This window comes from Rhizobium sp. JAB6 (assembly GCF_003024605.1).
In the GTDB taxonomy this organism is placed as follows: domain Bacteria; phylum Pseudomonadota; class Alphaproteobacteria; order Rhizobiales; family Rhizobiaceae; genus Rhizobium.
Genome location: NZ_PYJQ01000005.1, coordinates 491,107 through 511,051 on the forward strand (window position 1 = coordinate 491,107; position 19,945 = coordinate 511,051).

Annotated in this window: 17 protein-coding genes; 16 read left to right on the forward strand and 1 reads right to left on the reverse strand. The window is 59.5% G+C overall.

The features are described 5' to 3' along the window. The first annotated feature begins 153 nt into the window (after window positions 1-153). The 6 genes from rplK to rpoC all read left to right on the forward strand — a co-directional run bounded on the left by rplK (window position 154) and on the right by rpoC (window position 11,366). A complete protein-coding gene (rplK, locus tag C7U61_RS08195; RefSeq protein WP_047637054.1) occupies window positions 154-585 on the forward strand; it encodes a 50S ribosomal protein L11 in 432 nt (143 codons plus the stop codon). Between the two features lie 4 nt (window positions 586-589). Continuing rightward, entirely contained in the window at window positions 590-1,288 is a 699-nt protein-coding gene (gene rplA, locus C7U61_RS08200; RefSeq protein ID WP_106997617.1) for a 50S ribosomal protein L1, read from the forward strand. Between the two features lie 329 nt (window positions 1,289-1,617). Then, a complete protein-coding gene (rplJ, locus tag C7U61_RS08205; protein ID WP_106997618.1) occupies window positions 1,618-2,136 on the forward strand; it encodes a 50S ribosomal protein L10 in 519 nt (172 codons plus the stop codon). Between the two features lie 58 nt (window positions 2,137-2,194). Beyond that, the gene (gene rplL / locus C7U61_RS08210; RefSeq protein WP_069614844.1) at window positions 2,195-2,578 is read left to right on the forward strand and encodes a 50S ribosomal protein L7/L12; all 384 of its coding nucleotides are present in this window, start codon (window positions 2,195-2,197) and stop codon (window positions 2,576-2,578) included. Window positions 2,579-2,840: 262 nt separating this feature from the next. Then, a complete protein-coding gene (gene rpoB, locus C7U61_RS08215; RefSeq protein ID WP_106997619.1) occupies window positions 2,841-6,983 on the forward strand; it encodes a DNA-directed RNA polymerase subunit beta in 4,143 nt (1,380 codons plus the stop codon). Window positions 6,984-7,157: 174 nt separating this feature from the next. Next, the gene (rpoC, locus tag C7U61_RS08220) at window positions 7,158-11,366 is read left to right on the forward strand and encodes a DNA-directed RNA polymerase subunit beta' (protein WP_106997620.1); all 4,209 of its coding nucleotides are present in this window, start codon (window positions 7,158-7,160) and stop codon (window positions 11,364-11,366) included. A 116-nt stretch (window positions 11,367-11,482) separates the two neighbouring features. Here rpoC and C7U61_RS08225 read toward each other — a convergent pair whose 3' ends face one another. Then, entirely contained in the window at window positions 11,483-11,776 is a 294-nt protein-coding gene (locus C7U61_RS08225; RefSeq protein WP_106997621.1) for a transcriptional regulator, read from the reverse strand. A gap of 509 nt (window positions 11,777-12,285) precedes the next feature. On the opposite strand from C7U61_RS08225, the gene rpsL reads away from it, so the two are divergent. The 10 genes from rpsL to rpsS all read left to right on the forward strand — a co-directional run bounded on the left by rpsL (window position 12,286) and on the right by rpsS (window position 19,944). Beyond that, on the forward strand, window positions 12,286-12,657 hold the full coding sequence (rpsL, locus tag C7U61_RS08230; protein WP_003507760.1) for a 30S ribosomal protein S12: 372 nt from the start codon (window positions 12,286-12,288) through the stop codon (window positions 12,655-12,657). Between the two features lie 80 nt (window positions 12,658-12,737). After that, complete coding sequence (gene rpsG, locus C7U61_RS08235) at window positions 12,738-13,208, forward strand: 30S ribosomal protein S7 (protein WP_069614847.1); 471 nt, start codon at window positions 12,738-12,740, stop codon at window positions 13,206-13,208. Between the two features lie 30 nt (window positions 13,209-13,238). Then, window positions 13,239-15,338, forward strand: a complete 2,100-nt coding sequence (fusA, locus tag C7U61_RS08240; RefSeq protein WP_106997622.1) for an elongation factor G — start codon at window positions 13,239-13,241, stop codon at window positions 15,336-15,338. Between the two features lie 66 nt (window positions 15,339-15,404). Beyond that, window positions 15,405-16,580, forward strand: a complete 1,176-nt coding sequence (tuf, locus tag C7U61_RS08245) for an elongation factor Tu (protein WP_095434658.1) — start codon at window positions 15,405-15,407, stop codon at window positions 16,578-16,580. Window positions 16,581-16,888: 308 nt separating this feature from the next. Next, the gene (gene rpsJ / locus C7U61_RS08250) at window positions 16,889-17,197 is read left to right on the forward strand and encodes a 30S ribosomal protein S10 (RefSeq protein WP_003547547.1); all 309 of its coding nucleotides are present in this window, start codon (window positions 16,889-16,891) and stop codon (window positions 17,195-17,197) included. A 39-nt stretch (window positions 17,198-17,236) separates the two neighbouring features. Then, window positions 17,237-17,878 (forward strand): 50S ribosomal protein L3, encoded by a 642-nt coding sequence (gene rplC, locus C7U61_RS08255; protein WP_075852342.1) that lies wholly within the window; start codon window positions 17,237-17,239, stop codon window positions 17,876-17,878. 13 nt (window positions 17,879-17,891) lie between these two features. Next, complete coding sequence (rplD, locus tag C7U61_RS08260; protein WP_015339599.1) at window positions 17,892-18,512, forward strand: 50S ribosomal protein L4; 621 nt, start codon at window positions 17,892-17,894, stop codon at window positions 18,510-18,512. Then, window positions 18,509-18,802, forward strand: a complete 294-nt coding sequence (locus C7U61_RS08265; protein WP_015339600.1) for a 50S ribosomal protein L23 — start codon at window positions 18,509-18,511, stop codon at window positions 18,800-18,802. The genes rplD and C7U61_RS08265 overlap by 4 nt, the downstream gene beginning before the upstream one ends. A gap of 11 nt (window positions 18,803-18,813) precedes the next feature. After that, window positions 18,814-19,650, forward strand: a complete 837-nt coding sequence (gene rplB / locus C7U61_RS08270; protein ID WP_069611898.1) for a 50S ribosomal protein L2 — start codon at window positions 18,814-18,816, stop codon at window positions 19,648-19,650. A gap of 15 nt (window positions 19,651-19,665) precedes the next feature. After that, window positions 19,666-19,944, forward strand: a complete 279-nt coding sequence (gene rpsS, locus C7U61_RS08275; RefSeq protein ID WP_037199970.1) for a 30S ribosomal protein S19 — start codon at window positions 19,666-19,668, stop codon at window positions 19,942-19,944. The last annotated feature ends 1 nt before the right edge of the window (window position 19,945 follow it).

The following is a 19,945-nucleotide window of genomic DNA, read 5'->3' on the forward strand; positions in this document are numbered from 1 at the left end:
AAATACTTACTTATGTCTCGCGGCAAAGCCGCAATTCGCGTGGAAGGGTAGGGTCTTAGCCAGGCCTGGCGATCCGCACCACGCAACCGCAGCCGCCGGAGCGATCCGGCATTAGTCGGCCGGGCAACCGGCCATGTAGAAAGGCAGAGAGAAATGGCTAAGAAAGTTGCAGGCCAGCTCAAGCTGCAGGTCAAGGCCGGCTCGGCGAATCCGTCGCCGCCGATCGGTCCTGCGCTTGGTCAGCGTGGCATTAACATCATGGAATTCTGCAAGGCGTTCAATGCCGCCACGCAGGAAATGGAAAAGGGTATGCCGATCCCGGTCGTCATCACCTACTACCAGGATAAGTCCTTCACCTTCGCAATGAAGCAGCCGCCGGTCAGCTACTTCCTGAAGAAGGAAGCGAAGATCCAGTCCGGCTCGAAGACCCCGGGCAAGGGCGCCAAGGCCGGCACCCTGACCAAGGCTCAGGTCAAGGCAATTGCCGAAGCCAAGATGAAGGATCTGAATGCCGCCGATATCGAAGGCGCAATGGCCATGATCGAGGGCTCCGCCCGCGCCATGGGCCTGGAAGTGGTAGGTTAAGACCATGGTAGCAAAGCGTATTCAGAAGATTCGTGAAGGCGTTGATCCGACCAAGCTTTATGCTCTGGATCTGGCCATCAACATGGTCAAGGAACGTGCCGTCGCCAAGTTCGACGAAACCGTCGAAATCTCGATGAACCTCGGTGTTGACCCGCGTCACGCCGACCAGATGGTTCGTGGCGTCGTCAACCTGCCGAACGGCACCGGCCGTACGGTTCGCGTTGCCGTCTTCGCTCGTGGCGCCAAGGCTGATGAAGCCAAGGCTGCCGGTGCAGACATCGTCGGCGCGGAAGACTTGGTTGAAATCGTTCAGGGCGGCAAGATCGATTTCGATCGCTGCATCGCCACCCCGGACATGATGCCGCTCGTCGGCCGTCTCGGTAAGGTTCTCGGCCCGCGCGGCATGATGCCGAACCCGAAGGTTGGCACCGTCACGATGGACGTCAAGGGTGCTGTTGAGGCTTCCAAGGGCGGTGCCGTCGAGTTCCGCGTCGAGAAGGCTGGTATCGTCCATGCCGGTATCGGCAAGGCTTCCTTCGACGCCAAGGCTCTGGAAGAAAACATCCGCGCCTTCGCCGACGCTGTCATCAAGGCGAAGCCGGCTGGCGCCAAGGGCAACTACCTGAAGCGTGTTGCGATCTCCTCGACCATGGGTCCGGGCGTCAAGATCGAGCCGTCGACGGTTACGGCGCCGAGCGCCTAAAGATTATGCCGGGCGTTGTGCCCGGCGTTTAAGAATTCCCGGCCTTTCGGGGCTGGGATTTCCGGAGAAATCCGGAATTCCTGTCCGAGATTGCAGGTGGTTATCCCTTAATCACTCAAGCCTGCATGAGACGGGTAAGACCCGAATTTTGAAGAAGCTTCGCTTCGATGAACTCGGTTCGAGCCTTGGATGCCTTGTGCCTTGGAGCCGTCAGGCTCGAGCGCGAGGGGACAGGATCCTCAAGCGTCGCTTGGGATCTCATCGATCCCAGGAGGCAAAAGGCAACCCGGCAGGCCCGTTAACCCGGTCCTGTCAACTGGAGAAAAGCAGTGGAAAGAGCGGAAAAACGCGAATTCGTCACGGAACTGAACGAAGTCTTCAAGGCTTCGGGCTCGGTTGTCGTGGCCCACTATGCTGGTGCTACAGTCGCTCAGATGAACGATTTTCGTTCCAAAATGCGCGCTGCTGGCGGCACCGTCAAAGTCGCGAAGAACCGCCTGGCCAAAATTGCTCTTCAGGGCACGGATGCGGAAGGGATTTCCAATCTCTTCACCGGTCAGACGCTGATCGCATACAGCACTGATCCGATTACCGCTCCGAAGGTCGTCGTGGATTTCGCCAAGAGCAACGACAAGATCGTTGTTCTGGGCGGCGCCATGGGAACAACAACGCTCAACGCCGAAGGTGTCAAGTCGCTCGCGACCCTGCCTTCGCTGGACGAGCTGCGCGCGAAGCTGCTGGGCATGATCCAGACTCCGGCTACCCGCATCGCAGGTGTTGTTGCAGCGCCGGCAAGCCAGCTTGCTCGCGTGTTCTCGGCCTACGCCAAGAAGGACGAAGCCGCGTAAGGCGGTTTTTCGCTGTTCATAACCAACCAGTTCGAACCGAACAAAAGGAACTACTAAAATGGCTGATCTCGCAAAGATCGTTGAAGACCTCTCCTCGCTGACCGTTCTCGAAGCTGCAGAACTGTCGAAGCTTCTCGAAGAAAAGTGGGGCGTTTCCGCCGCTGCTCCGGTAGCTGTTGCTGCCGTTGCCGGTGGTGCTGGCGGCGCTGCTGCGGCTGCTGAAGAAGAAAAGACCGAGTTCGACGTCATCCTCGCTGATGCCGGCGCGAACAAGATCAACGTCATCAAGGAAGTCCGCGGCATCACCGGCCTCGGCCTCAAGGAAGCCAAGGACCTCGTTGAAGCCGCTCCGAAGGCTGTCAAGGAAGGCGTTTCCAAGGCTGAAGCTGCTGACATCAAGAAGAAGCTCGAAGACGCCGGCGCTAAGGTCGACGTTAAGTAAGCTTGAAACTGCTTTGGGAGGTGGCTTTTTGCTACCTCCCATTTGCCGTTTTTCTGAACGAATTACCCAAAAGCCGCGGGCAAAACGGCTTTTGGGTAATGGGTTCTTCAAGAGGATGGTCTCAAACCGAACCGCGACGCAATCCGGCTGAGCGGTTTTCGGTTAAATAGACGAGATTGAACTACTCATTGATTGATGGGGTCGCCTGGCCAGCGATTCCCATCCGTTGCAGGCCCGGGTGCAGGATTTTAAAGGAGCGACGATGGCTCAGACCCTTTCGTTCAACGGTCGCAGGCGCGTACGCAAGTTTTTTGGTAAGATTCCCGAAGTCGCAGAGATGCCGAACCTCATCGAGGTTCAGAAGGCGTCCTACGATCAGTTTCTCATGGTCGAAGAACCGAAGGGCGGCCGCCCGGACGAAGGTCTTCAGGCTGTCTTCAAGTCGGTTTTTCCGATCACCGATTTCTCCGGCGCGTCCATGCTGGAGTTCGTTTCCTATGAGTTCGAACCGCCGAAGTTCGACGTCGATGAGTGCCGCCAGCGCGACCTGACCTACGCCGCGCCGCTGAAGGTGACCCTCCGTCTGATCGTGTTCGACATCGACGAGGATACGGGCGCGAAGTCCATCAAGGACATCAAGGAACAGAGCGTCTACATGGGCGACATGCCGCTCATGACGAACAACGGTACGTTCATCGTGAACGGCACCGAGCGCGTGATCGTGTCGCAGATGCACCGTTCCCCGGGCGTCTTCTTCGATCACGACAAGGGCAAGAGCCATTCTTCCGGCAAGCTGCTCTTTGCCGCTCGCGTCATCCCCTACCGCGGTTCCTGGCTCGACATCGAATTCGATGCCAAGGACATCGTCTACGCCCGTATCGACCGCCGGCGCAAGATTCCCGTGACGTCGCTTCTGATGGCGCTCGGCATGGATGGTGAAGACATCCTGTCGACCTTCTACACGAAGTCGCTCTACCAGCGCGATGGCGATGGCTGGCGTATTCCCTTCAAGCCGGAAACGCTGAAGGGCGCCAAGACCGTTGCCGACATGATCGACGCCGACACCGGCGAAGTCGTGGTCGAAGGCGGCAAGAAGCTCACGCCGCGCCTGCTGCGTCAGCTGCAGGACAAGGGCCTCAAGGCTCTGAAGGCGACCGACGAAGAGCTGTACGGCCTGTTCCTGGCGGAAGATATCGTCAACTTCCAGACCGGTGAGATCTATCTCGAAGCCGGCGACGAAATCGACGAGAAGACCCTGCCTGTCATCCTGAACGCGGGCTTCGATGAAATCCCGGTTCTCGGCATCGACCACATCAATGTCGGCGCCTACATCCGCAACACGCTCGCAGCCGACAAGAACGAGAACCGCCAGGACGCTCTGTTCGACATCTACCGCGTCATGCGTCCGGGCGAGCCGCCGACCATGGAATCGGCCGAAGCCATGTTCAACTCGCTGTTCTTCGATGCGGAGCGCTACGATCTCTCCGCCGTCGGCCGCGTGAAGATGAACATGCGCCTCGACCTCGACGTCGAAGACACCGTCCGCATCCTGCGCAAGGACGACATCCTGGCCGTGGTCAAGATGCTTGTCGAGCTGCGTGACGGCAAGGGCGAGATCGACGATATCGACAACCTCGGCAACCGCCGCGTCCGTTCGGTCGGCGAGCTGATGGAAAACCAGTATCGTCTCGGCCTGCTGCGTATGGAACGCGCGATCAAGGAACGTATGTCCTCGATCGAAATCGACACGGTCATGCCGCAGGATCTGATCAACGCAAAGCCGGCCGCCGCCGCCGTCCGCGAATTCTTCGGCTCCTCGCAGCTGTCGCAGTTCATGGACCAGGTGAACCCGCTTTCGGAAATCACTCACAAGCGTCGTCTTTCGGCTCTTGGCCCGGGCGGTCTGACCCGCGAGCGCGCCGGCTTCGAAGTCCGCGACGTTCATCCGACGCACTATGGTCGTATTTGCCCGATCGAAACGCCGGAAGGTCCGAACATCGGCCTCATCAACTCGCTGGCGACCTTTGCCCGCGTCAACAAGTACGGCTTCATCGAAAGCCCTTATCGCCGCATCATCGACGGTAAGGTGACCAACGACGTGCTCTACCTCTCCGCTATGGAAGAGGCGAAGTACTACGTTGCTCAGGCCAACGCCGAGCTCGACGCCGACGGCTCCTTCATCGAGGAATTCGTCGTTTGCCGTCACGCCGGCGAAGTCATGCTCGCTCCGCGCGACAACATCAACCTGATGGACGTCTCGCCGAAGCAGCTGGTTTCGGTTGCTGCCGCTCTGATCCCGTTCCTGGAAAACGACGACGCCAACCGCGCGCTCATGGGCTCGAACATGCAGCGTCAGGCCGTGCCGCTTCTGCGTGCCGAAGCTCCGTTCGTCGGCACGGGCATGGAGCCGGTCGTCGCGCGTGACTCCGGTGCTGCCATCGGCGCCCGCCGCGGCGGCGTGGTCGACCAGGTCGACGCGACGCGTATCGTTATCCGCGCCACCGAGGACCTCGATCCGTCGAAGTCCGGCGTCGATATCTACCGCCTGATGAAGTTCCAGCGTTCGAACCAGAACACCTGCGTCAACCAGCGCCCGCTGGTCACCGTCGGTGACGTGGTCAACAAGGGCGACATTCTCGCAGACGGTCCGTCGACCGACCTCGGCGATCTGGCCCTCGGCCGCAACGTGCTCGTCGCGTTCATGCCGTGGAACGGCTACAACTACGAAGACTCGATCCTGCTCTCCGAGCGCATCGTTGCCGACGACGTGTTCACCTCCATCCACATCGAAGAATTCGAAGTGATGGCGCGCGACACCAAGCTCGGTCCGGAAGAAATCACCCGCGACATCCCGAACGTTTCGGAAGAAGCGCTGAAGAACCTGGACGAAGCCGGCATCGTTTACATCGGCGCCGAAGTTCAGCCGGGCGATATCCTCGTCGGCAAGATCACGCCGAAGGGCGAAAGCCCGATGACGCCGGAAGAAAAGCTCCTGCGCGCCATCTTCGGTGAAAAGGCATCCGACGTTCGCGATACCTCCATGCGCATGCCGCCCGGCACCTACGGTACGGTCGTCGAAGTCCGCGTCTTCAACCGTCACGGCGTCGAAAAGGACGAACGTGCCATGGCGATCGAGCGCGAAGAGATCGAACGCCTTGCCAAGGACCGTGACGACGAACAGGCGATCCTCGACCGTAACGTCTACGGCCGTCTGGTCGAGATGCTGCGCGGTCAGGTTGCTCTTGCTGGTCCGAAGGGCTTCAAGAAGGGCACGGAACTGTCGAACGCAGTCGTTTCGGAGTATCCGCGTTCGCAGTGGTGGATGTTCGCCGTCGAGGACGAAAAGGTCCAGAGCGAGCTCGAAGCCCTGCGTGGCCAGTACGACGAATCCAAGTCGCGCCTCGAACAGCGCTTCATGGACAAGGTCGAAAAGGTCCAGCGCGGCGACGAAATGCCTCCGGGCGTCATGAAGATGGTCAAGGTCTTCGTCGCTGTGAAGCGCAAGATCCAGCCGGGCGACAAGATGGCAGGCCGTCACGGGAACAAGGGCGTGGTCTCGCGCATTGTTCCGGTCGAGGACATGCCGTTCCTCGAAGACGGTACGCATGTCGATATCGTGCTGAACCCGCTTGGCGTTCCCTCGCGCATGAATGTCGGTCAGATTCTCGAAACGCACCTCGGCTGGGCTTGCGCCGGCATGGGCCGTCAGATCGGCGAACTGATCGAAGCCTACAAGGCGAGCGGCGACATCGAGCCTCTGCGCAAGACGATCGATCTGGTCGTCGGCGATGGCCCGAAGAGCGACGACGTTCACGAGTATGACGATGCATCGGTGCTGCGTCTGGCCGATCAGTGGAAGCGTGGCGTGTCCATCGCAACCCCGGTCTTCGACGGTGCCGGCGAAGCTGACGTCAACAAGATGCTGGCAATGGCAGGTCTCAAGGAAACCGGTCAGTCGACGCTGTACGACGGACGTACCGGCGAGCAGTTCGACCGCCAGGTCACGGTTGGCTACATCTACATGCTGAAGCTGAACCACCTTGTCGACGACAAGATCCACGCCCGTTCGATCGGACCGTACTCGCTCGTTACCCAGCAGCCGCTGGGCGGTAAGGCGCAGTTCGGCGGTCAGCGCTTCGGTGAAATGGAAGTCTGGGCGCTCGAAGCTTACGGTGCAGCCTACACGCTGCAGGAAATGCTCACGGTCAAGTCGGACGACGTGGCCGGCCGTACCAAGGTCTACGAAGCCATCGTTCGTGGCGACGACACCTTCGAGGCGGGCATTCCGGAAAGCTTCAACGTTCTCGTCAAGGAAATGCGCTCGCTGGGCCTCAGCGTCGAACTGGAAAACTCCAAGGTCGACGATCTGCAGACGGCAAGCCAGCTTCCCGACGCAGCCGAGTAATAGCCTGCGGGTGCGCGCTGTCGGTCAGCGCGCACCGCTTGGAATATTGCAGCGCCGTTGGCGTCTCTTAGGATGCATGGCGCCGCAAGGCGGTTTTAAAGCGTCAGTCCGGTTCCCGGGATTTGCCGGCACTGTTCGCAATTCGAGGGCGTTTCGCCCCTAAAGGAGATAGGCATGAACCAAGAGGTCATGAATCTTTTCAATCCGCAGGTGCCTGCGCAGAATTTCGATTCCATCCGGATTTCGATTGCGTCGCCGGAGAAGATTCTTTCCTGGTCTTATGGCGAGATCAAGAAGCCGGAAACGATCAACTATCGTACGTTCAAGCCGGAACGCGATGGTCTTTTCTGCGCACGAATCTTCGGTCCGATCAAGGACTACGAATGCTTGTGCGGCAAGTACAAGCGCATGAAGTATAAGGGCATCATCTGCGAAAAGTGCGGCGTCGAAGTCACGCTGTCGCGCGTTCGCCGTGAGCGCATGGGCCATATCGAGCTCGCCGCTCCCGTCGCCCACATCTGGTTCCTGAAGTCGCTGCCTTCGCGCATTTCGACGCTGCTCGACATGACGCTGAAGGATGTGGAGCGCGTTCTCTATTTCGAAAACTACATCGTCACCGAGCCGGGTCTCACCGCGCTCAAGGAGCACCAGCTCCTGACGGAAGAAGAGTACATGCTCGCCGTCGACGAATATGGCGAAGACCAGTTCACCGCCATGATCGGCGCTGAAGCGATCTACGAGATGCTGGCCAGCATGAACCTCGAAAAGATCGCTGGCGACCTGCGCTCGGAGCTTGCCGACACCACGTCGGACCTCAAGCAGAAGAAGCTGATGAAGCGCCTGAAGATCGTCGAGAACTTCATGGAATCCGGCAACCGTCCGGAATGGATGATCATGAAGGTCGTCCCGGTCATCCCGCCGGACCTGCGTCCGCTGGTTCCGCTGGATGGCGGCCGCTTCGCGACCTCGGATCTGAACGATCTGTACCGCCGTGTCATCAACCGTAACAACCGTCTGAAGCGCCTCATCGAACTGCGCGCTCCGGGCATCATCATCCGCAACGAAAAGCGCATGCTGCAGGAATCTGTCGATGCGCTGTTCGACAACGGTCGTCGCGGCCGCGTCATTACCGGCGCCAACAAGCGTCCGCTGAAGTCGCTGTCCGACATGCTCAAGGGCAAGCAGGGCCGCTTCCGCCAGAACCTGCTCGGCAAGCGCGTCGACTATTCCGGCCGTTCGGTCATCGTGACCGGTCCGGAACTCAAGCTGCATCAGTGCGGCCTGCCGAAGAAGATGGCGCTCGAGTTGTTCAAGCCGTTCATCTATGCCCGCCTCGACGCGAAGGGTTACTCCTCGACCGTCAAGCAGGCGAAGAAACTGGTCGAAAAGGAAAAGCCGGAAGTCTGGGATATCCTGGACGAGGTCATCCGCGAGCATCCGGTTCTCTTGAACCGCGCACCGACGCTGCACCGCCTGGGCATCCAGGCCTTCGAACCCACGCTGGTCGAAGGCAAGGCCATCCAGCTGCACCCGCTCGTCTGCACGGCCTTCAACGCCGACTTCGACGGTGACCAGATGGCCGTTCACGTGCCGCTCTCGCTGGAAGCCCAGCTGGAAGCCCGCGTGCTGATGATGTCGACCAACAACATTCTGCACCCGGCAAACGGCGCGCCGATCATCGTTCCCTCGCAGGACATGGTTCTCGGCCTCTACTATCTGTCGATCATGAACCAGAATGAGCCCGGCGAAGGCATGGCCTTCTCGGATCTCGGTGAGCTGCATCACGCGCTTGAAAACAAGGTCGTGACGCTGCATTCGAAGATCCGCGGCCGCTTCAAGTCAGTCGGCGAAGATGGCAAGCCCTATTCGAAGATCTATGAAACGACCCCCGGCCGTCTGCTGATCGGCGAACTCCTGCCGAAGCATGGCAAGGTGACCTTCGATATCTGCAACCAGGAAATGACCAAGAAGAACATCTCCAAGATGATCGACACGGTCTACCGCCATTGCGGTCAGAAGGACACGGTCATTTTCTGCGACCGCATCATGCAGCTTGGCTTCTCCCATGCTTGCCGCGCCGGCATTTCGTTCGGCAAGGACGACATGGTCATTCCGGATACCAAGGTTAAGATCGTCGGCGATACCGAAGCGCTCGTGAAGGAATACGAGCAGCAGTATAACGACGGTCTGATCACCCAGGGCGAGAAGTACAACAAGGTTGTCGATGCCTGGGGCAAGGCCACGGAAAAGGTCGCCGAAGAAATGATGGCCCGCATTAAGGCCGTCGAATTCGACGAAAAGACCGGTCGCCAGAAGCCGATGAACTCGATCTACATGATGAGCCACTCGGGTGCTCGTGGTTCGCCGAACCAGATGCGTCAGCTGGGCGGCATGCGCGGCCTCATGGCCAAGCCGTCGGGCGAAATCATCGAGACGCCGATCATCTCGAACTTCAAGGAAGGTCTCACCGTTAACGAGTACTTCAACTCGACGCACGGTGCCCGCAAGGGTCTGGCCGACACCGCCTTGAAGACCGCGAACTCGGGCTACCTGACCCGCCGTCTCGTCGACGTCGCGCAGGATTGCATCGTCACGCAGATCGATTGCGGCACCGAAAACGGCCTCACCATGACCGCCATCGTTGATGCCGGTCAGGTCGTCGCCTCGCTCGGCGCCCGCATCCTCGGCCGCACGGCGCTGGACGACATCGATCATCCGGTCACGGGTGAGCGCATCGTCGATGCCGGCAAGATGATCCTCGAGCCCGACGTCATCGAGATCGAGAAGGCGGGTATCCAGTCGATTCGCATCCGCTCGGCTCTGACCTGCGAAATCCAGACGGGCGTATGCTCGGTCTGCTACGGCCGCGACCTTGCTCGCGGTACGCCTGTCAACATCGGCGAAGCTGTCGGCGTCATCGCCGCGCAGTCGATCGGTGAGCCGGGCACGCAGCTGACCATGCGTACCTTCCACCTGGGCGGCACGGCGACCGTGGTCGACCAGTCGTTCCTGGAAGCCTCCTACGAGGGCACGGTTCAGATCAAGAACCGCAACATGCTGCGCAACTCCGAAGGCAACCTCGTTGCCATGGGCCGCAACATGACGGTGCAGATCCTAGACGAACGTGGCGTCGAACGCTCCTCGCAGCGCGTTGCCTACGGTTCGAAGCTGTTTGTCGATGACGGCGACAAGGTGAAGCGCGGTCAGCGTCTGGCGGAGTGGGATCCCTATACCCGTCCGATGATGACGGAAGTGGCCGGTACGGTTCACTTCGAAGACGTCGTCGACGGTCTCTCGGTTCTCGAAGCGACGGACGAATCCACAGGTATCACCAAGCGTCAGGTTATCGACTGGCGCTCGACGCCGCGCGGCTCCGATCTGAAGCCGGCGATCGTCATCAAGGACGCCAGCGGCAATGTCGCCAAGCTCTCGCGCGGTGGCGAAGCTCGCTTCCTGCTGTCGGTCGACGCGATCCTGTCGGTCGAGCCGGGGCAGAAGGTGTCGCAGGGTGACGTTCTCGCCCGTTCGCCGCTGGAAAGCGCCAAGACCAAGGACATCACCGGTGGTCTGCCGCGCGTTGCCGAACTGTTCGAAGCTCGTCGTCCGAAGGACCACGCCATCATCGCAGAGATCGATGGTACGATCCGCCTCGGCCGCGATTACAAGAACAAGCGCCGCGTCATCATCGAGCCGGCGGAAGACGGTGTCGAGCCTGTCGAATACCTGATCCCGAAGGGCAAGCCCTTCCACCTTCAGGAAGGCGACTATATCGAAAAGGGTGATTACATCCTCGACGGTAACCCGGCTCCGCACGACATCCTGGCGATCAAGGGCGTGGAGGCTCTGGCTTCCTACCTGGTCAACGAAATCCAGGAAGTCTATCGCTTGCAGGGCGTTGTCATCAACGACAAGCACATCGAAGTGATTGTCCGTCAGATGCTGCAGAAGGTTGAGATCACCGATGCGGGCGACAGCCAGTACATCGTCGGCGATAACGTCGACCGTATCGAGCTGGACGATGCCAACGACCGCCTGATCGAAGAAGGCAAGAAGCCTGCTTATGGCGATCCGGTTCTGCTCGGGATCACTAAGGCATCGCTGCAGACGCCGTCCTTCATCTCGGCCGCATCCTTCCAGGAAACGACGAAGGTGCTCACCGAAGCTGCAATCGCCGGCAAGACCGACGGTCTGCAGGGCCTGAAGGAAAACGTCATCGTCGGCCGCCTCATCCCGGCCGGTACCGGCGGTACCATGACGCAGATCCGCCGTATCGCTACGGCCCGCGACGAGCTCATCCTCGAAGAGCGCCGCAAGGGTACGGATGCCGGCGTCGCAACGCCGATGCTGCAGGATCTCGCCAGCGAAAGCAGCCCGGCCGAATAAGCGTGGTCTGAATTGACAAAAATCAAAACCGCCCGGAGCGATCCGGGCGGTTTCTTTTTATGCGACGCTAAGATCGATGGGGCGAGGGGAGGCCGCTCCGCTAGCGGCCGTCCAGATCAGCGGAAACGGATGATCGCGACTTCGCCTTCGAGCGCGCCCTGATAGGCGGAGGCATGGGGCTCTTCGTCCGGTATATCCGTCAGGAGACCGATCTGATCGAGGTCGGCCTCAATGAAGCCCTCTTCGGCCAGCGCGTTGAGCGCCTCGCGCACGGCGGTATCGTCGTCAGGCGCTTTCAGCATGACATGCAAGTCGACGCCTTCGCCGCCATCGGTCTCGTAGCCCTTGCCGATGATGATGAAGACCATGGGGCCGTCGGAATTGTTGTCGTTGTCTGGCGCAGTAATCATGGATCTTCCTTCGGGAGTATCGAATCGACCCGGCGATTCCTTTTCGCCGCGCGGGTCCGTCGGATGGAAATGTTCTTGCGTGATTCCTTATAGGGATTTTGACGAAATACCAAAGTCCATCTTGCCGAAGGGGAGGCATTTCCGTATCCAATGCGTCAAATGGCTGGTTTGGCCGGGGTTTCCGGGCTTTGTGACAAAGATAATTTCTTAACCGGCCTTGACGAACCGGCGGGAAACCAGTAGTACCGCCGCCATCGGAACCCATGTGAGACATGGCTATTCGGGACGACGCGTCCTGGAGTTCACCTCAAACAAGGTTCTAAACGCACGTTGAAGACACGAATGCTGCACGCACGACGCCACTTTGGGTGTCCTCTGCTTTTCTGTGGTCCATCTGCGAGAGCGGATCGGGCCACGTTTTGCGCATTGAGACGAACGTGTGTCGGTGCCGGTGACGGCGAAAGTCATGCCCGCAAGGGTGTCGAGATAGATTTACAAGGGATGGTTGAATGCCTACCGTAAACCAGCTGATCCGCAAGCCTCGCCAGGCGCAGGTAAAGCGTAACAAGGTTCCCGCTCTTCAGGAGAACCCGCAGAAGCGCGGTGTTTGCACCCGCGTCTACACGACGACGCCGAAGAAGCCGAACTCGGCTCTGCGTAAGGTCGCAAAGATCCGCCTGACCAACGGCTTCGAAGTCATTGGTTACATCCCCGGTGAAGGTCACAACCTTCAGGAACACTCTGTCGTCATGATCCGTGGCGGCCGCGTTAAGGACCTTCCGGGTGTTCGCTACCACATCATCCGCGGCGTTCTCGATACCCAGGGTGTCAAGAACCGCAAGCAGCGCCGTTCGAAGTACGGTGCAAAGCGTCCGAAGTAATTCGGTTTTTAGATAATCCGGCGCTGCGCGAGGTTCTCCGCGTGGTTGAGCGTCGCAACAGTTGAGAGACGAGAAGTTATATGTCCCGACGTCATAGAGCAGAAAAGCGCGAGATCAATCCGGACCCGAAGTTCGGCGATCTGGTCGTTACCAAGTTCATGAATGCCATCATGCTGGACGGCAAGAAGTCCGTAGCGGAAAACATCGTATATGGCGCATTTGACGCCGTGCAGGGCAAGGCAAAGCAGGAGCCGCTCGGCGTGTTCCATCAGGCTTTGGATAACATCGCTCCGCACGTTGAAGTCCGCTCGCGCCGCGTTGGTGGTGCTACGTACCAGGTTCCGGTCGATGTGCGTCCTGAGCGCCGTCAGGCTCTGGCGATCCGCTGGCTGATCACTGCTGCTCGCAAGCGTAACGAGACGACGATGATCGATCGTCTCTGCGGCGAACTTCTCGATGCCTCCAACAACCGCGGCGCTGCCGTCAAGAAGCGCGAAGACACGCACAAGATGGCCGATGCCAACCGTGCGTTCTCGCATTATCGCTGGTAATCCCGAACGGTTTCGGAAAGGCAGTCCACAATGGCTCGCGCATATAAAATCGAAGACTACCGCAATTTCGGTATCATGGCGCATATCGACGCCGGCAAGACCACGACGACCGAGCGTATTCTTTACTACACCGGTAAGTCGCACAAGATCGGCGAAGTTCACGATGGCGCTGCCACGATGGACTGGATGGAGCAGGAGCAGGAGCGTGGCATCACGATCACCTCTGCTGCTACCACGACCTTCTGGAAGGGCCGCGACGGCAAGACCCGCCGCTTCAACATCATCGACACCCCCGGCCACGTAGACTTCACCATCGAAGTCGAGCGTTCGCTGCGCGTTCTCGACGGCGCCATCGCGCTCCTCGACGCCAATGCCGGCGTTGAGCCGCAGACGGAAACCGTCTGGCGTCAGGCTGAGAAGTATCATGTTCCGCGCATGATCTTCTGCAACAAGATGGACAAGACCGGCGCCGACTTCTATCGCTCGGTCGAGATGATCAAGACCCGCCTCGGCGCGACCGCAGTTGTCATGCAGCTGCCGATCGGCGCTGAAAGCGACTTCAAGGGCGTTATCGACCTGGTCGAGATGAATGCTCTGATCTGGCGCGACGAGTCGCTCGGCGCCCAGTGGGACGTCGTCGAAATCCCGGAAGACATGAAGGCCAAGGCTGAAGAATATCGCGAAAAGCTGATCGAGACCGTTGTCGAGATCGATGAAGCCGCGATGGAAGCCTATCTCGAAGGCAATCTGCCTGACAACGACAAGATCCGCGAACTCGTTCGTCGCGGCACGATCGACGTCAAGTTCCATCCGATGTTCTGCGGTACCGCCTTCAAGAACAAGGGTGTTCAGCCGCTCCTCGACGCCGTTGTCGATTACCTGCCGTCGCCGCTCGACATTCCGGCGATCAAGGGCATCGATGCCAAGACCGAAGCCGAGATCGAGCGTCACGCTGACGATAACGAGCCGCTTTCCATGCTCGCGTTCAAGATCATGAACGACCCGTTCGTCGGTTCGCTCACCTTCGCCCGCATCTACTCCGGCAAGCTGGAGAAGGGCGTTTCTGTCATGAATACGGTCAAGGACAAGCGCGAGCGCGTCGGCCGCATGCTGCAGATGCACTCCAACTCGCGTGAAGACATCGAAGAAGCCTATGCAGGCGACATCGTTGCTCTCGCCGGCCTCAAGGAAACCACCACGGGCGACACGCTCTGCGATCCCCTGAAGCCGGTTATCCTGGAGCGCATGGAGTTCCCCGAGCCGGTCATCCAGATCGCCATCGAGCCGAAGTCCAAGGGCGACCAGGAAAAGATGGGCCTTGCGCTCAACCGCCTGGCTGCAGAGGACCCGTCCTTCCGCGTCAAGACCGACCAGGAATCCGGCCAGACCATCATCGCGGGCATGGGCGAACTGCACCTCGACATCATCGTCGACCGCATGCGTCGCGAGTTCAAGGTTGAAGCAAACGTGGGCGCTCCGCAGGTTGCTTACCGCGAAACCATCACGCGCCTGACGGAAAAGGACTACACGCACAAGAAGCAGACCGGTGGCACCGGTCAGTTCGCTCGCGTCAAGCTCGTATTCGAGCCGAACCCGGAAGGCGAAGACTTCAAGTTCGAGTCCAAGATCGTCGGCGGTGCTGTTCCGAAGGAATACATCCCGGGCGTTCAGAAGGGTATCGAAAGCGTTCTGTCTTCGGGCCCGCTGGCTGGCTTCCCGATGCTCGGCGTCAAGGCGACGCTGATCGACGGTGCCTTCCATGACGTCGACTCGTCGGTTCTGGCCTTCGAAATCGCTGCTCGCGCTTGCTTCCGTGAAGCAGCCCGCGAAGCCGGCGCTCAGCTCCTTGAGCCGATGATGAAGGTCGAAGTCGTGACGCCGGAAGATTACGTCGGTGACGTTATCGGTGACCTGAACTCTCGCCGTGGTCAGATCCAGGGCCAGGAGAGCCGCGGTATCGCCGTCGTCATCAGCGCGAACGTCCCGCTGGCGAACATGTTCAAGTACGTCGATAACCTGCGTTCGATGTCTCAGGGTCGTGCGCAGTACACGATGACCTTCGACCACTACGCGCCGGTTCCGTCGAACGTCGCACAGGAAATCCAGGCAAAGTATTCCGGTCAGAAGTGACCGGAATACCAATTGACCGATAACAAGAATTGATCCCCCAGGGGACAGGAAAACGGAGAGCCGAAAATGGCAAAGAGTAAGTTTGAGCGCAATAAGCCGCACGTTAACATCGGTACGATCGGTCACGTTGACCACGGCAAGACGTCCTTGACGGCAGCGATCACGAAGTACTTCGGCGAGTTCAAGGCGTATGACCAAATCGACGCGGCTCCGGAAGAGAAGGCCCGTGGCATCACGATCTCGACGGCCCACGTTGAATACGAGACGCCGAACCGTCACTATGCGCACGTTGACTGCCCCGGCCACGCCGACTACGTGAAGAACATGATCACGGGTGCCGCTCAGATGGACGGCGCGATCCTGGTTTGCTCCGCCGCCGACGGCCCGATGCCGCAGACGCGCGAGCACATTCTGCTCGCCCGCCAGGTTGGCGTTCCGGCGATCGTCGTATTCCTGAACAAGGTCGACCAGGTTGACGACGCCGAGCTTCTGGAACTCGTCGAGCTCGAAGTTCGCGAACTTCTGTCGTCCTACGACTTCCCGGGCGACGACATCCCGGTCGTCAAGGGTTCGGCGCTGGCTGCGCTTGAAGATTCGGACAAGAAGATCGGCGAAGATGCGATCCGCGAGCTGATGGCTCAGGTTGACGCCTATATCCCGACGCCCGAGCGTCCGATCGACCAGCCGTTCCTGATGCCGATCGAAGACGTGTTCTCGATCTCCGGCCGTGGTACGGTTGTGACGGGCCGCGTCGAGCGTGGCGTGATCAAGGTTGGTGAAGAAGTCGAGATCGTCGGCATTCGTCCGACGTCGAAGACGACGGTGACCGGCGTTGAAATGTTCCGCAAGCTGCTCGACCAGGGCCAGGCCGGCGACAACATTGGCGCGCTGATCCGCGGTGTGAACCGTGACGGCGTCGAGCGTGGTCAGATCCTGTGCAAGCCGGGTTCTGTGAAGCCGCACAAGAAGTTCAAGGCCGAAGCCTACATCCTGACGAAGGAAGAAGGCGGCCGTCATACGCCGTTCTTCACGAACTACCGTCCGCAGTTCTACTTCCGTACGACGGACGTGACGGGCATCGTGACGCTTCCGGAAGGCACGGAAATGGTTATGCCTGGCGACAACGTGACGGTTGACGTCGAGCTGATCGTTCCGATCGCGATGGAAGAAAAGCTTCGCTTCGCCATCCGCGAAGGCGGCCGCACCGTCGGCGCTGGCATCGTGGCATCGATCGTCGAGTAATTCGAAGACGGCCGCTCCATCCAAGCGGCCGATTCGATGACAATATTATGATGCAAGCGGCACTAGCCGCTTGCTTATGACATAGAAATGTTGCAAATGGCGCGCGAGCGCGATTTGCGCGCTGCTTCGGGTAACGAAGCGGCCAGTGAAATTAACAATAAGGTGGGCCGAAAGGCCTAAAGAGTGGATAGGGATGCCGCAGTCGGCGTCCCTCTCGATCTTTGAAACCGGTGGTCCGCCTTAGGAAACAGAACAAACCGTGCCTTTTCGAGAGGCACGCGAGATAACAAACACAAGGATAACGTCGAATGAACGGCCAAAATATCCGCATTCGCCTGAAGGCGTTCGATCACCGGATTCTCGATGCTTCCACGCGCGAGATCGTGTCGACGGCGAAGCGCACCGGTGCAAGCGTCCGGGGCCCCGTTCCGCTTCCGACTCGTATCGAGAAGTTTACGGTAAACCGGTCCCCGCACATCGACAAGAAGAGCCGCGAGCAGTTCGAGATGCGCACGCATAAGCGCCTCCTCGACATCGTTGATCCGACCCCGCAGACGGTAGACGCGCTGATGAAGCTCGATCTCGCCGCCGGTGTCGATGTTGAGATCAAGCTCTGAGACCTCCGGTCCTCGAGCTGAGTGAGAAGGATTGAACCGATGCGTTCAGGTGTGATTGCACAGAAGGTGGGAATGACCCGCGTCTACAACGACGCCGGCGAGCATGTCCCGGTTACCGTATTGCGTATGGAAGGCTGCCAGGTCGTAGCCCAGCGCACAGTTGAAAAGAATGGCTACACCGCAGTTCAGCTGGGTGCCGGCCAGGCTAAGGTTAAGAACACGACGAAGGCTCTTCGTGGCCATTTCGCCGTTGCAAGCGTAGAGCCGAAGGCCAAGCTCGCAGAATTCCGTGTGACGGAAGACAATCTGCTCGCAGTCGGCACCGAGCTCAACGCAGGTCACTTCACGGCGGGCCAGCTCGTCGACGTGACCGGCACGACGATCGGTAAGGGCTTTGCCGGCGCCATCAAGCGCCACGGCTTCGGCGGTCTGCGCGCCACGCACGGTGTGTCGGTTTCGCACCGTTCGCACGGTTCGACCGGTTCGCGCCAGGACCCGGGCAAGGTGTTCAAGAACAAGAAGATGGCTGGTCACATGGGCCAGACCCGCGTCACGACGCAGAACCTTGAAGTGGTATCGACCGACGAAGATCGTGGTCTGATCCTGGTCAAGGGTGCGGTTCCCGGCTCCAAGGGTGCCTGGATCATCGTGCGCGACGCCGTCAAGTCGGCAGCGAAGTAAGGGAGCCAAACCAATGGAATTCAACGTCAAGACCCTTGAGGGCAAAGACGCCGGGAAGGTTTCCCTTTCTGATGCGATTTTCGGCCTCGAGCCGCGTGAAGACATTCTCGCTCGCGTCGTTCGCTGGCAGCTTGCCAAGAAGCAGCAGGGCACGCATCAGGCAAAGGGCCGCGCAGACGTAGCGCGCACCGGTGCCAAGATGTACAAGCAGAAGGGTACGGGCCGCGCTCGTCACCATTCGGCTCGCGCTCCGCAGTTCCGCGGCGGTGGTAAGGCTCACGGCCCGGTCGCCCGCAGCCATGAGCATGATCTGCCGAAGAAGGTTCGCGCCCTCGGCCTGCGTCATGCTCTCTCGGCCAAGTTTAAGGCTGAAGACGTGATTGTTATCGACAATCTCGTCGCTACCGAAGCCAAGACCAAGGCACTCGCTGGCGCTTTCGAGACGCTCGGCCTGACGAACGCTCTGTTCATCGGCGGTGCTGAACTCGACAGCAACTTCAAGCTCGCAGCCCAGAACATCCCGAATATCGATGTTCTGCCGGTTCAGGGCATCAACGTTTACGACATCCTGCGCCGCGGCAAGCTCGTGCTGTCCAAGGCTGCAGTTGAAGCTCTAGAGGAGCGATTCAAGTGACGGATCTTCGCCATTACGATGTGATCGTTTCTCCTGCGATCACCGAAAAGTCCACGCTGCTTTCGGACAATAACCAGGTTGTTTTCAACGTTGCCAAGACCGCGACGAAGCCGGAAATCAAGGCTGCCGTCGAAGCGCTCTTCGGCGTCAAGGTTACGGCCGTTAACACTCTGCTGCGCCTCGGCAAGACCAAGCGGTTCAAGGGTCTCGTCGGCAAGCAGAAGGACGTGAAGAAGGCTGTTGTGACGCTCGCCGAAGGCCAGTCGATCGACGTCTCCACCGGTCTCTGAGGAATAAGAAAATGGCATTGAAAACATTCAATCCGACGACCCCGAGCCAGCGTCAGCTGGTCATTGTCGATCGCTCCTCGCTCTACAAGGGCAAGCCGGTCAAGTCGCTGACCGAAGGCCTCACCTCCAAGGGTGGCCGTAACAACACCGGCCGCATCACCGTCCGTTTCCAGGGCGGTGGTCACAAGCGCAGCTATCGTCTGGTGGACTTCAAGCGTCGCAAGTTCGACGTTGAAGCAACCGTCGAGCGTATCGAATACGATCCGAACCGTACCGCTTACATCGCTCTGGTGAAGTATACGGACGGCGAACTGGCCTATATCCTCGCTCCGCAGCGTCTCGCTTCGGGCGACAAGGTCATCGCCTCGGAAAAGGCAGTGGACGTGAAGCCGGGCAACACCATGCCGCTTCAGTTCATTCCGGTCGGCTCCATCATCCACAATGTGGAAATGAAGCCGGGCAAGGGCGGTCAGATCGCCCGCTCCGCCGGTTCCTACGCTCAGCTCGTCGGTCGTGACCAGGGCATGGCGATCCTTCGCCTGAACTCGGGCGAACAGCGCCTCGTGCACGGCACCTGCCTTGCAACGATCGGTGCGGTTTCGAACCCGGATCACGGCAACATCAACGACGGTAAGGCCGGTCGTTCGCGTTGGCGTGGCAAGAAGCCGCATAACCGCGGCGTTGTCATGAACCCGGTCGACCATCCGCACGGCGGTGGTGAAGGCCGCACCTCCGGTGGTCGCCATCCGGTGACCCCATGGGGCAAGCCGACCAAGGGCAAGCGTACGCGGTCGAACAAGTCGACCGACAAGATGATTATGCGCTCGCGCCATCAGCGCAAGAAGTAAGAGAGGAAGTCTCAAGTGGCTCGTTCAGTATGGAAAGGTCCGTTTGTTGACGGCTATCTTCTCAAGAAGGCTGAGAAGGTGCGTGAAGGCGGACGTAACGAAGTAATCAAGATGTGGAGCCGCCGCTCCACCATCATGCCGCAGTTCGTTGGTCTCACCTTCGGCGTCTACAACGGCAGCAAGCACATTCCGGTCAGCGTCAATGAGGACATGGTCGGGCACAAGTTCGGCGAGTTCGCCCCGACCCGTACCTATTATGGTCACGGTGCGGACAAGAAGGCGAAGAGGAAGTAAC

What these genes read in the sequence shown, in the direction of transcription:
- rplK (WP_047637054.1), top strand. Translation starts at nt 154, where the DNA reads ATGGCTAAGAAAGTTGCAGGCCAGCTCAAGCTGCAGGTCAAGGCCGGC.
- rpsG (WP_069614847.1), top strand. Translation starts at nt 12,738, where the DNA reads ATGTCCCGACGTCATAGAGCAGAAAAGCGCGAGATCAATCCGGACCCG.
- rplB (WP_069611898.1), top strand. Translation starts at nt 18,814, where the DNA reads ATGGCATTGAAAACATTCAATCCGACGACCCCGAGCCAGCGTCAGCTG.
- rplA (WP_106997617.1), top strand. Translation starts at nt 590, where the DNA reads ATGGTAGCAAAGCGTATTCAGAAGATTCGTGAAGGCGTTGATCCGACC.
- rpoC (WP_106997620.1), top strand. Translation starts at nt 7,158, where the DNA reads ATGAACCAAGAGGTCATGAATCTTTTCAATCCGCAGGTGCCTGCGCAG.
- rpoB (WP_106997619.1), top strand. Translation starts at nt 2,841, where the DNA reads ATGGCTCAGACCCTTTCGTTCAACGGTCGCAGGCGCGTACGCAAGTTT.
- fusA (WP_106997622.1), top strand. Translation starts at nt 13,239, where the DNA reads ATGGCTCGCGCATATAAAATCGAAGACTACCGCAATTTCGGTATCATG.
- rplD (WP_015339599.1), top strand. Translation starts at nt 17,892, where the DNA reads ATGGAATTCAACGTCAAGACCCTTGAGGGCAAAGACGCCGGGAAGGTT.
- rplC (WP_075852342.1), top strand. Translation starts at nt 17,237, where the DNA reads ATGCGTTCAGGTGTGATTGCACAGAAGGTGGGAATGACCCGCGTCTAC.
- rpsJ (WP_003547547.1), top strand. Translation starts at nt 16,889, where the DNA reads ATGAACGGCCAAAATATCCGCATTCGCCTGAAGGCGTTCGATCACCGG.
- tuf (WP_095434658.1), top strand. Translation starts at nt 15,405, where the DNA reads ATGGCAAAGAGTAAGTTTGAGCGCAATAAGCCGCACGTTAACATCGGT.
- C7U61_RS08225 (WP_106997621.1), bottom strand. Translation starts at nt 11,776, where the DNA reads ATGATTACTGCGCCAGACAACGACAACAATTCCGACGGCCCCATGGTC.
- rplL (WP_069614844.1), top strand. Translation starts at nt 2,195, where the DNA reads ATGGCTGATCTCGCAAAGATCGTTGAAGACCTCTCCTCGCTGACCGTT.
- rpsL (WP_003507760.1), top strand. Translation starts at nt 12,286, where the DNA reads ATGCCTACCGTAAACCAGCTGATCCGCAAGCCTCGCCAGGCGCAGGTA.